This window comes from Georgenia sp. Z1344, from assembly GCF_049856295.1.
Taxonomy (GTDB): Bacteria; Actinomycetota; Actinomycetes; order Actinomycetales; family Actinomycetaceae; genus JB111.
Window position 1 is genome coordinate 309414 of the sequence record NZ_JBNDMZ010000001.1, and the last position, 12027, is coordinate 321440.

The window sequence follows — 12027 nt, forward strand, 5'->3', positions numbered from 1 at the left end:
TCCCGCGGCAGCGCGACCGGCCGCGCGGTCCCGGAGGGCGATCCGCCGCGCCACCTCCGGCAGGCTGGTGCCATGACCACGACCGGCCGGCTCGCCCTTCTCGGCCGCGTCGTCACGCCCGACGCCGTGCTCGACGACGCCGCCGTCCTCGTCGAGCACGGCCGCATCGTGGCGGTCGGACCGGCGCGCGAGCTCGACCTCGCCGGGGCGGAGACGCTGGCCACGGACGGGTTCGTGCTCCCCGGCCTCGTCGACCTCCACAACCACGGCGGCGGGGGAGTGGGCTTCCCGGACCACGTCGACGCCGCCACCACCCTCCGTGCCGTCCACGAGCACAGGAACCACGGCACGACGACGATGCTCGCCTCCCTGGTGACCGCTCCGTCCCTGGTCCTCAGGGAGCGCGTCGCGGTGCTCGCCGACCTGTGCGACGCCGGGGAGATCGCCGGGATCCACCTCGAGGGACCGTTCCTCTCGGCGGCCCGGGCCGGCGCCCAGGACCCGTCGGCGATCCGCCCGCCCGACGCCGCGCTCACCGCCGAGCTGCTAGAGATCGGCCGCGGGCACGTGCGGACGATGACGATCGCGCCGGAGCTGCCCGGGGTGGAGCGAGTGGTGGAGGCGCTGGTGGCCGGTGGGGCGGTGCCGTCGTTCGGCCACACCGACGCCGATGCGGCGACGACGCGCGCGGCGATCGAGCACGCGGTGGGGGTGCTCGGGGACGCCCGCCCGACGGTCACGCACCTGTTCAACGGCATGCGCCCGTTCGACCACCGCGACCCGGGTCCGATCCCCGCGATCGTGTCGGCGGCCGCGCGGGGGCTCGTCGTCGTCGAGCTCGTGGGCGACGGCGTCCACCTCGACGTCTCGCTGGTGCGCGACGTGGTCGAGACGATCGGCCGCGACGCAGCCGTCCTCATCACCGACTCGATCGCCGCCACCGGCATGCCCGACGGCGACCACCAGCTCGCCGGGATGCGGGTGACCGTGACCGACGGGGTCGCCAGACTCACGGACGGCGGGGCGCTCGCCGGCAGCACGAGTCACCTCATCGACGTCGTGCGGACCGTCCACCGCGCCGGCGTCCCGCTCGTCGACGCGGTGTACATGGCGTCCGCGGGGCCGGCCAGGGTGCTGGGGTTGTCCGACGTCGGCGTGCTCGTCCCTGGCGCCGGCGCAGACGTGCTCCTCACCGACGCCGATCTTCAGCCGACGAGCGTCGTGTGGAACGGAGAAGTCGTCGCCGCGAGCTGAGCCCCGCGTTCCTGCGAGTTCGACCCTGCGTTCCTGCGAGCTGCCGACTGCGACCGGCACCCCGCCTCGCTCCGCTCAGGCCCCCGTGAGCGTCGCGACCAGCACGGCCTTGATCGTGTGCATCCGGTTGCCGGCCTGGTCGAACACCTTCGAGGCGGGGGAGCGGAAGACCTCGTCGGTGACCTCGAGGGCGTCCATGCCGGTGGTCTCGTAGACGTCGCGGCCGACCGCGGTGCCGAGGTCGTGGAACGCCGGCAGGCAGTGGAGGAAGATCGCGGCCGGGTTCCCCGTCGCGGCCATGACCTCGCTCGTCACCTGGTAGTCGCGCAGCGCGGCCACGCGCTCCGCCCACACCTCCTTCTTCTCGCCCATGGACACCCACACGTCGGTGGACACGGCGTCGGCGCCGCGTACCCCCTCGGCGACGTCGGACGTCAGCGTGATCCGGGCGCCCGTGGTCTCCGCGATCCCGCGCGCGGCATCGACCACGTCGGCCGGCGGCTGGTACGCCTCCGGCGCGACGATCCGCACGTCCATCCCCAGCAGCGCCGAGGAGACGAGGAGGGAGCGGCCGGTGTTGAAGCGGGCGTCGCCGAGGTAGGCGTGCACCACGTCCGAGAACGGCTTGGCCACATGCTCGCGGATCGTCAGGGCGTCGGCGAGCATCTGGGTGGGGTGCCAGGCGTCGGTCAGGCCGTTGTAGACGGGGACGCCGCCGTGCTCGGCGAGGGTCTCGACGGTGGCCTGGTGGTCGCCGCGGTACTCGATGGCGTCGTACATCTGGCCAAGCACGGCGGCGGTGTCCGCGATCGACTCCTTGTGCCCAATCTGCGAGCCCGACGGGTCGAGGTACGTGGTCGCGGCCCCCTGGTGGGCGGCGGCGACCTCGAACGCTGCGCGCGTCCGCGTGGAGGTCTTCTCGAAGATGAGCGCGACCGCCTTGCCCGTCAGCCGCCGCTCCTCACGCCCCTCGCGTCGCTCGGCCTTCAGCTGCTCCGCGAGGTCGACGAGGTGCAGCCACTCCGCCGGCGTGAAGTCGAGCTCCTTGAGCAGGTGGCGGCCGGTGAGGTCGATGGGGGCGCTGGTCATGGCCCAATCGTACGGACGTCACGGAACACGTCCGACGACGAACATCGCCCGGCCAGGCGCCCGCCGCGCGGTGTGCGGACCCAGAACAACGGAGTGTGTCCGGTCGGGCAATGTACCCGAACGGGTACTTAACGGTCGATGCACTCACCCATAGTGTCGAGCACCACATACTCGACGCACGGCCGAGCAATGACGCATCGACCCACGTGACGGAGAAGTCCACGTATGACCCACGTTTTTTCCGGCGGCAATCAGACGAATGAATCTACGCTCGACGACGGGAACTCGAAAGGTATCGGGCCGAAATACAGTCAGACGGGCGATCTTGTGGTGCAGGTCGTTTTCCTGGTCGTTGGAGTTCTGGTAGCACGTCAGGGATTCGACATCGGACTGTCGGCCGAACGTGGTTCGCTCGGGGCCGGGATGGTCCCGGCAGTCGTCGGCTCGGTGATGGCGATACTGGCCGGTACCCTCCTCGCCATATCGGGCAAGCGGCGACTCGAGGTCCGACGTCGCTCCGCGGCCACGAACGCCGTAGATTCGCACGACGGCGTTGGCGCCGAGGGTGCAGCGAGTACGTCCGCTTCTTCCTCTGACAATGCGACCGGCGAACCGACCGATGCCATGTGGAAACGCTGGGTCAACGTCGCCGGGCTGATAGCACTGGCGCTCGTGATCCCGGTCGTGGGGCTCGCTCCGGCCGTGGGCATCTATGTCTTTCTGGTGTCATTCTTGATCGAACGGTGGAAGATTGTCTACAGCCTCTTGTTCGCCGTTGCGATCGGCGGGGCGGTCTGGCTCATCTTCCAAGAGCTCCTTTCCGTGCCCGTGCCCACCGGATTCCTCGGTTGATGCGCGATGGGTGACATTCTTCTCGGCCTGCAAACGGCTTTCACAGCGACGAACCTGCTCTACTGCCTGCTCGGAGTCACGCTCGGCACCGTGATCGGGATGCTTCCCGGGCTCGGTTCTGCCTCGGGGGTGGGCTTGCTCCTTCCCTTGACGTTCGGGCTCGAACCAGTCACCGCCATCATCATGCTGGCTGGCATCTACTACGGATCTCAGTACGGCGGGACGATCTCCTCGGTCCTCATCGGAGCGCCTGGTGAAGCAGCCACGGCCGTGACCGTGCTGGAGGGCCATCAGATGGCCCAGCGCGGACGCGCCGGACAAGCTCTTGCGATTGCCGCCATCGCCTCGTTCGTTGCAGGCCTGCTGAGCCTCATCGTCGTGATGTTCGTGTCGCCCCTGCTTGCCGACGTCGCGCTCCGGTTCGGGCCCCCGGAGATGGTCGCCGTCATCCTGCTGGCGCTTGTCGCCACGGTCGGCATCACCGACGGCAGCCGGATCAAGGGGCTGCTGTGCCTGGGTCTGGGCCTGATCGTGGCGACGGTGGGCATCGACCCGGTACTCGGGACCGAGCGCTTCACATTCGGCCGCATCGAGCTGCTCGGCGGACTCGGCTTCATCGAGGTCGTGATCGGCGTGTTCGCGATCGCGGAGATCCTCCGGAACGTCTCCGCCCGCCACTTCAGGCAGGTCTCGCGTCCGTCGTGGAAGGAGATGATGCTGTCCAAGAGCGACATCAAGGACAGCAGTGGCCCGATTCTTCGAGGAAGTGCGATCGGCACGGTGATGGGAGTCGTGCCGGGCGCAGGGTCGACGCTCGCCTCGTTCGCAAGCTACGGCGTCGAACGTGTTCGTGCCGGGGGCCGGGGATTTGGGCGCGGTGCCATTCAGGGTGTTGCGGGCCCCGAGGCGGCGAACAACGCCGGTGCCAACGGTTCGTTCATCCCCACGCTCTCGCTCGGCATTCCTGGATCAGCGACTACGGCGGTGCTCCTCGGAGCGCTGACACTTCACGGTATCCAGCCCGGACCTCTCCTCATCGAGCAGCAGCCCGTTCTGGTCTGGGGGGTTCTGTGCTCGTTCCTCATCGGCAACGCGATCCTGCTGATCCTCAACCTGCCGCTCGCCCCGGCCTTCGCATCTGTACTCACGGTGCCTTACAAGCGGCTCTATCCCGTGATCTTCGCAGTGTGCATCATCGGTGCCTATGCCGTCGAGAACACCATGACGGGGGTCTGGGTGGCCCTGGTGTTCGGCGTCGTGGGCTATTTCCTGCAGAAGTATGACTACCCGTTGCTCCCACTCATTCTTGGTCTCATTCTTGGCCCGATGCTCGAACAAGGGCTGGCGCAGTCCGTGCAGATGGGCGGCGGAAACTACGGGATCTTCATCGATCGCCCACTAGCGATGGTCTTTCTTGCTCTGGCCCTGCTTGCCCTCGTGGTCCCCGCAGTCACCCGTCTCATCAAGAAGAAGAGAGCGGCGGCCATCCGGATGGAGAAGGTCTGACGGAGGGCGGGGCCGGAGAGGAAACAACGGCCGCCCCACGACATCAGTCCACAGATTTGAGCACGAACTCGGCGTCCACGTTGACCGTAGGGAGAAGAACATGACACACCGAACTCGCAGGACGCGGGCACTCGCCGCACTGGCCGGATCGACGTTGATCCTGGCCGCCTGTTCCAGCAGTGACGACAACGGCGGCGGCGAGGGGGGCGGGGATGGCGCGTGGTCGCCGGAGCGGGACGTGAACTACGTCGTGCCGGCCAACGCCGGCGGTGGACAGGACTTGTTCGCGCGGGCGATGGCCGACTCGTTCGCACAGACGGACGACTCGGTCACCGTCGTGGTGGAGAACCGTCCGGGTGGCTCGAGCGCGACCGGATCCTCCTATGTGCAGCAGCAGGAGGGAGACCCGCACTTTCTCCTGACCGCGACGATCTCGACCCTGTCACTGCCGATCACGACGGACGTCAGCTACACGTGGGAGAGCTTCACCCCGATCGCCATGGTCGGTACGGACGTGTCCATCGCCGTGGTGCGGGCGGACTCCGAGTGGGACTCGCTTGAGGCTGTCGTCGAGGACGCGGCAAACGTCCGGGCGGGAGTTGCCGGTCAGGACGGACCGGACTCCGTCACGCTCGACGTCCTCATCAACGAGACCGGCTCCGAGTTCGACCGCGTGGTCTTCCAGTCGGGCGCCGAGATCGTCACCGCGATTCTGGCAGGCAACATCGAGATGGCGATCGTCAACCCCAACGAGGTAGCGGGCCAGCTGGAGAGCGGCGACCTTGTCGCCATAGCCGTGTTTGCGGACGAACGCTACCCGGAGGACTCCGACCTGGGCGACATTCCGACCGCCGCCGAGCAGGGATACGACGTCGCGGTCAGCCAGCTGAGAGGTGTGCTCGCGCCTCCCGGAATCACCGACGAGCAGCGGACCTACTGGGAAGACATGGTCGAGGCCTACACCGAGACCGAGGCTTACGACACCTACATCGAGTCCTCCCTGCTTCAGCCACAGTTCCTCACGGGTGAGGAGCTTGAGAACTACCTCGCCGAGCAGGAGGAACTCCTGCAGGGCGTCCTGGGCGAGTAGTCGCCACCTGATTCACGAGCCAGTTAACAAGGAGTGCTGATGTCCAGGATCGTCGAGGCCCACAGCTGGATCCTGCGGATCCCCCTGCCGGGCGACCACCGCGTCGGTGATGAGAAGGACCACAACATGGCGGGTGTCACGCTGAAGACCGAGGACGGTCACATCGGCCGCGGTTTCGGTTTCACCGTCGAGTGGGACGGTGCCCCCGCCATCAAGTCGGTCATCGATTCGGTGCTCCTTCCCGCTGTCATCGGCCGCAGGAGCTACGACGTGGCCGACATCTGGCGCAAGAGCATGCTCAGGCTCGACCGCGTCCGGCGCGGACTTGCGTCGATCGCGATCGGTGCCGTGGACATGGCCTTGTGGGACCTTGCCGCGGTGGAGCGTGGAATCTCGCTGGCAGACCATGCCGGCAAGGTCGTGACATCGGTTCCCGCATACTCGAGCGGCCAGTTCGCTCCGACGCTTCCGATGGAAAAGGTCATCGAGAACGTCCACAAGCAGCTGGAGATGAGTCTGACGGCGGTCAAGCTCCGCGTGGGTATCGACCCGGAGAACGACATCAGCCGAATCAAGGCACTGCGTTCCGAGTTCGGTGAGTCGCTGCGCATCATGTGCGATGCGAACCAGCGCCTGCTTCTGCCCGAGGCGATCTCGCTCGGGCGCAGGCTTGCTGACCTCGGCGTCTACTGGTTCGAGGAGCCGATGGATGCGCGCGACGTCGCCGGTCACTCAGCACTTGCCAGGGCTATCGACGTGCCCATTGCAGTCGGAGAGCACCTCCAGAGCGCCGGGGAGTTCCAGGAGTACGCCCGTCGCGGCGCAGCCCATCTCCTGCAACCGGATGTCGGACAGCTCGCCGGCCCGACGGAGTTCTTCCAGATTGCCAACGTCGCGCTGTCCGAGGGTGCCGCACTTGCCCCGCACTTCCTGCCCGAGATTCATATCCACCTCATGGCTGCCTACCCGAACGCTGCCTATCTCGAGCAGTTCCCCTGGGCCGACGAGTGGCTCGTCAACACGTTGAAGTTCGAGAACGGGCACGCACGTGTCCCCGACACCGTTGGCCACGGTTTCGACCTGCTGCCCGACGCCATCGAGCAGTTCCTCGTCGCTGGGCAGTGGGACTAATGTCCGGCGGTCTGGTGCTGGTCGGCAGGGAGCAGTTCCGTCGTTCGCTCGTCGAGAGCGCCCTCGACGAGGCGGGACTCGAATGGGCCCTGCTCGAGGAGCCGGGCGCGCGAGCCGACCAGCTTCTCGAACGGGCAGTCGCGCTCGTCGTCCCACCTGAGCGGATCCTGTCCGAGGACGAGGTGGGACGGGCACGCGAGCTGCGCGCCGTGGTCAGCCCGGTCATCGGGACCAACCACCTGCCGCTCAAGGCGCTGGCGCACAGGGGCGTCCCGGTGGCGCACGGAGCGGCGCCGGAGAACTACGTGGGGATGGCGGAGGCCGCGGTGGGGCTCATGCTGTCGATCGTCCATCACCTCAAGGTGAAGGAGGCGAACTTGCTGAACCGCGAGGCGCGTCTCACCGATGTCGGTGGACTCCTCAGCACCCGGACAATCGGGCTCGTCGGACTGGGCCGGATCGGGCGTGCTGTTGCCGAGCGCCTGACGGCCTTCGGCTGCCGGCTCGTCGGCTCAGACCCCCAGGTGGACGAGGTCCACGGTGTCGAGGTGCTCCCGCTCGCGGAGCTGCTCCGGGTCTCCGACGTCATCAGCATCCAGGTCCCGCTGACCGACGACAGCCGCGCGTTGCTCGACACCGCGGCGTTCCAGACGGTCAAGCCGGGCGCGTTCGTCGTCAACATCGGCCGCGGAGGCGTGGTTGACGAGGTCGCACTCGCCGAGGCACTCGACCGCGGCCATGTGGCCGGCGCCGCCATCGATGTCTGGGCGGACGAACCCCCACCTCCGGACCATCCCCTGCTGGGCCGGACGGACGTGATCGCCACATTGCACAACGCAGGGCACAGCAACGAGGCCTACGACAGGTTGGCCCGGCTCTCGGTGGAGCAGGTCACGCGACTGCTGGCCGGTCGCGAGGCCGTCTACCCCGTCGGCTAGACGGATCCGTTCCATCTCGAACCTCGTGGCAGTCCCGTGTCGACAGAAGGCTCCGTTCCTCGTCCCGACGAAAGGCGATCCGCATGACGACAAGCGAGTATCCCGGGAGCGGCGCTGCCGTCGAGCCGGCGCCCCCCGCCGATCCTGACCGGGGCGTGGCAGCGGTGCAGACTCTGGCCGTCGTGGAGAAGAGCGGCCGCGCGATCGCGTTCCACGACGTCTCCGACGGTTCGCTTCTCGAGCGCGTCGAACTCGGCCCGTACCCCCACGAGATGGTGCTCGACAGCGCCCGGCAGAATGCCTACCTCGCCCATTACGGCGTCCGCATGTCCGGCAACGTCGGGCCTGGCGGAACGAGCGTCTTCGTCGTCGACCTCGCGAGGCGAAAGCTCGTGCGCACCATCGAGCTGAGCCCGTTCAACCGACTGCACGGGATTGCCATCGACGACCAGGACCGCCTCTACGTCCTCAGTGAGGAGAAGGGGGTCCTTCTCCGCATCGATGACGCCGCGCATGCCTCGGCACCCTCGGGCGCGGTTGCGACGGGCGCGATCAAGGCCCACATGGTGGTGACCAACCGCTCGGGCAGCCGGGCCTATGTCACGGGGCTCCTCTCCGGCACCGTGAGCGCGGTCGACCCCCACGACGCGTCGAGGCCCCCGGTCGTCGCGGCGGTGGGGCCGCTTCCGGAGAGCTGTGCCCTGAGCGACGACGAGACGAGCCTCTTCGTGGGGGTCCGCGGCGCCAGGGAGATCGTGCAGCTCGACGCCGCGACGCTGCGGCAGGAGAAGCGAGTAGCCGTGCAGGGCGACCCCCTCCGGGTCTACGTCGTCCCCGGCGAGGAGACCCTTCTGACCACCGATATCGAGAACCGCACCGTCACCCGTTACGGCGCCGATCTACGTGAGGTGCAGTCCCTGCAGTTCGACGCCGTTCCGGCGGGAATCTCGTTCCATCACTCGAAGCCGATCGCGTTCGTGACGCTGCTCGACTCGAACCAGGTCGCGATGGTCGACCTCGAGTCGTTCACGACGGTCCGGACCATCTCAACCGGCCCGGAGCCCGACGTCACCGCGCTGATCTGACCGTCCCACACCAAGCGGCGAGAGACGCCGTCACGGACCTGGTGACGTCGCTGACCATCACCCCCCACCCAAAGCAGTCGCAGTGTTGCGACGTACCCGGAGGCAGACCCATGAAGTTCCGACTGACCGGTAGCACGCGAAAGCGCGAGGCAGCCACGATGCTGGCATGCGCGAGCGCCACCGCACTTCTCCTCGCCGCCTGCACCGGCTCCAGCTCCGACGACGGAGACAACGGATCGGGAGGTGAAGCGACCGAGCAGGTCACCCTGCGCTATGCCTTCTACGGCCCCGAGCCCTCCTTCCCCGGAGTGCAGATGAACGAGTGGGCATCTCTCATGGAGGAACGCACAGACGGGATGGTGACGGTCGAGACGTTCCCCGGTGGCACATTGCTCGGCACGGGCGACATCTATGACGGCATCACCGAAGGCGTCGTCGACGTCGGTATGGACAGCCCTCACAACGACGCGGCCCGCTTCCCGTTCAGCTCGGTGATGAACCTGCCGCTGGGCATCCCCAACTCGCAGGTCGCCAGCGCCATCTTCCTTGACCTGATCGAGGAGTTCGAACCCACCGAGTTCGACGGCTACCACCTTGTGACGGCGTTCACCACGGAACCCGCGTACGTGCTCACCACCACCGAGGTCACCGGGCTGGACGACCTCGCGCAGCTCGAGATGCGGACGCCCGGGCCGTTCATCCGCATGGCGGAGGAGCTGGGCATCACGCCTGTCAGTCTGCCCGCGCCGGAACTGGCACAGGCCTTGCAGACGAATCTCGTCGGTGGATCGCTCTCCTCGCGTGACGTCCTCAAGGACCTCAGCCTGGGAGAGTTCCTGAACTACATGGTCGACTATCCCCTGGGTATCGGTGGAACCTTTGTCGCCCTCATGAGCGAGGAGGAGTACGAGGCGCTTCCCGAGGACGTGCAGTCCGAGATCGACACGTTGGTCGAAGAGATGTCGATCTTCGCCAGCTCATACCACGACGAGGTCAATGTGGCCGAGTCGGTCGAGTGGACCCAGACCGAGCACAGCCTGCAGATCACGGAGCTCAGCGACGCTGAGCGTGCGGAGTGGGATGCGATCATGAGCTCGCTCGGCGACGAGTGGGTCGAGGCCCACAGTGACGCCGACTTCGACGCCCAGGCTGTCCTGGACCGTACGCGTGAGCTGATCGAGGAACACACGGGGGACGCCTCGTAGTCGTCGAGCTCAACTCCGTGGACGTGCTCCGACGTCCTGCGCACGCCTTCGCGAACCGGCGTGGAATCGGCGAAGGGCGTAACCGACACCGGGGCATGCAGTGACGCCTGCATCACGGCAGGACGACGATGAGACGCGCCGGCACCGCGCCCGAGATCGGCACCTGTCAGTCGCATGTGTGCTGAAGGAATCGTCGGTGTACCCGTCCGGGGCCTGGTGGCGCACGCGTGTGACGACGCACAGTGCCAGCTGGCGCCCCGTGACGCCGGTGGCCCGGTCGACAAGGAGACGATGATGACTCAGCAGCCCACCCTTCCCGCATCCGTGACCGAGTTCGTCGAGCAGCTGGAGCCGGCTGCTGGGATCTGGGTCGGCGGGCGCGGGAGCGCGGCCTCCGGCGGTAGCACCTTCGCGGTTGTGGATCCGGCGACCACCGCCGAGATCACCCGGATCTCCGACGGCGGGGAGGCGGACGCGCGGCGCGCGGTCGATGCCGCGGCGGGCGCTCTGCCGGGCTGGGCCGCGACGGCGCCGCGTGCCCGGGCTGATGTTCTTCGCCGGGCCTTCGACCTGATGATGGAGCGGCGTGAGCTGCTGGCCGAGCTCATCGCGGCGGAGAACGGCAAGGCGATGACGGATGCGCGGGCCGAGGTCGCCTATGCGGCCGAGTTCTTCCGCTGGTACGGCGAGGAGACCGTGCGGGGCGCCGGCGAGTACACGGTCGCCCCGGCCGGTGGTGTGCGCACGGTCGTCACCCACCGACCGATCGGTGTGGCTGCTCTTGTGACGCCGTGGAACTTCCCGGCGGCGATGGCGACCCGCAAGATCGCGCCGGCGCTCGGCGCCGGCTGCACCGTGCTGCTCAAGCCCGCGTCGGAGACCCCACTGACCGCCCTGGCCATTGGCCAGATCTTGTCCGAGGCGGGACTGCCCGACGGGGTCCTGGCGATCGTCCCGACGTCGTCGGCGTCATCGGTCGTCACGACGTGGCTCGAGGACGAGCGCGTCGCCAAGCTCTCCTTCACCGGCTCGACCGGCGTGGGCAAGGTCCTGCTCGCGCAGGCGGCGAAGCGGGTCATCAGCTCGTCGATGGAGCTCGGTGGCAACGCACCGCTCGTCGTCGGTGCAGATGCGGACGTCGACCAGGCGGTCGCGGGCGCGATGCTGGCCAAGTTCCGCAACGGAGGTCAGGCGTGCACGGCCGCCAACCGGCTCTACGTCCACGCCGACGTCGTGGAGGAGTTCACCGAGAAGTTCGGGGAGCGGGTCGCGGCACTTCGCGTGGGTCCGGCGCAGCAGGAGTCCACCGAGATCGGTCCGCTCATCAACGCGAAGGCGCTCGATGGGGTCGTCGAGCTGGTCGACGCGGCGGTCGAGGCCGGTGCCCGTGTCACGCATCGTGCCGAGCTCGCCGACGACCTTCAGGGCTACTTCTACGCACCCACCGTGGTGCGGGACGTCCCTGCCGATTCCCCTCTCGTGCGCACCGAGATCTTCGGGCCGGTCGCCCCCATCGTCACCTGGACCGACGACGAGGAGATGCTGGCCGAGGTCAACGGCACCGAGCTGGGACTCTCGGCCTACCTGTTCTCGCGCGACCTGGGCTGGGCGATGCGCATCGCAGAGCGGTTCGAGACCGGGATGGTCGGTCTCAACCGCGGCCTCGTCTCCGACCCGGCCGCACCCTTCGGCGGCGTCAAGGAGTCCGGCCTCGGCCGCGAGGGCGGCCACGAGGGCATCCGGGAGTACCAGGAGGTCCAGTACTTCAGCATCGACTGGAGCTGACCCGTCCGACCGGTGCCACGAGATGCGTGTCCGTGTGGCCGAGCCGGCGGCTCGCAGATCGAGGGGGAGTGCGGCGACGACTTCGTGAACGT

The 12027-nt window shown here is 67.9% G+C and carries 10 protein-coding genes; 9 read left to right on the forward strand and 1 reads right to left on the reverse strand.

Annotation, left to right across the window (positions count from 1 at the left end):
* Window positions 1-72: 72 nt before the first annotated feature.
* Complete coding sequence (locus ACPYO6_RS01470) at window positions 73-1254, forward strand: N-acetylglucosamine-6-phosphate deacetylase (RefSeq protein ID WP_425713107.1); 1182 nt, start codon at window positions 73-75, stop codon at window positions 1252-1254.
* Window positions 1255-1329: 75 nt separating this feature from the next.
* Here ACPYO6_RS01470 and argF read toward each other — a convergent pair whose 3' ends face one another.
* Entirely contained in the window at window positions 1330-2343 is a 1014-nt protein-coding gene (argF, locus tag ACPYO6_RS01475) for an ornithine carbamoyltransferase (RefSeq protein WP_425713108.1), read from the reverse strand.
* A 225-nt stretch (window positions 2344-2568) separates the two neighbouring features.
* On the opposite strand from argF, the gene ACPYO6_RS01480 reads away from it, so the two are divergent.
* The 8 genes from ACPYO6_RS01480 to ACPYO6_RS01515 all read left to right on the forward strand — a co-directional run bounded on the left by ACPYO6_RS01480 (window position 2569) and on the right by ACPYO6_RS01515 (window position 11935).
* A complete protein-coding gene (locus ACPYO6_RS01480; RefSeq protein WP_425713109.1) occupies window positions 2569-3195 on the forward strand; it encodes a tripartite tricarboxylate transporter TctB family protein in 627 nt (208 codons plus the stop codon).
* 6 nt (window positions 3196-3201) lie between these two features.
* Entirely contained in the window at window positions 3202-4701 is a 1500-nt protein-coding gene (locus ACPYO6_RS01485) for a tripartite tricarboxylate transporter permease (protein ID WP_425713110.1), read from the forward strand.
* A gap of 154 nt (window positions 4702-4855) precedes the next feature.
* A complete protein-coding gene (locus ACPYO6_RS01490) occupies window positions 4856-5791 on the forward strand; it encodes a tripartite tricarboxylate transporter substrate binding protein (protein WP_425713111.1) in 936 nt (311 codons plus the stop codon).
* A gap of 39 nt (window positions 5792-5830) precedes the next feature.
* On the forward strand, window positions 5831-6922 hold the full coding sequence (locus ACPYO6_RS01495; RefSeq protein ID WP_425713112.1) for a mandelate racemase/muconate lactonizing enzyme family protein: 1092 nt from the start codon (window positions 5831-5833) through the stop codon (window positions 6920-6922).
* The gene (locus tag ACPYO6_RS01500; protein ID WP_425713113.1) at window positions 6922-7860 is read left to right on the forward strand and encodes an NAD(P)-dependent oxidoreductase; all 939 of its coding nucleotides are present in this window, start codon (window positions 6922-6924) and stop codon (window positions 7858-7860) included. Before ACPYO6_RS01495 ends, ACPYO6_RS01500 begins: the two co-directional genes overlap by 1 nt.
* Window positions 7861-8252: 392 nt before the next feature.
* Window positions 8253-8945: a YncE family protein gene (locus ACPYO6_RS01505; RefSeq protein WP_425713114.1), complete on the forward strand. Its 693-nt coding sequence runs from the start codon at window positions 8253-8255 to the stop codon at window positions 8943-8945.
* Between the two features lie 110 nt (window positions 8946-9055).
* On the forward strand, window positions 9056-10150 hold the full coding sequence (gene dctP, locus ACPYO6_RS01510; RefSeq protein WP_425713115.1) for a TRAP transporter substrate-binding protein DctP: 1095 nt from the start codon (window positions 9056-9058) through the stop codon (window positions 10148-10150).
* A gap of 294 nt (window positions 10151-10444) precedes the next feature.
* Window positions 10445-11935: an NAD-dependent succinate-semialdehyde dehydrogenase gene (locus ACPYO6_RS01515; protein ID WP_425713116.1), complete on the forward strand. Its 1491-nt coding sequence runs from the start codon at window positions 10445-10447 to the stop codon at window positions 11933-11935.
* Window positions 11936-12027 lie beyond the last annotated feature (92 nt).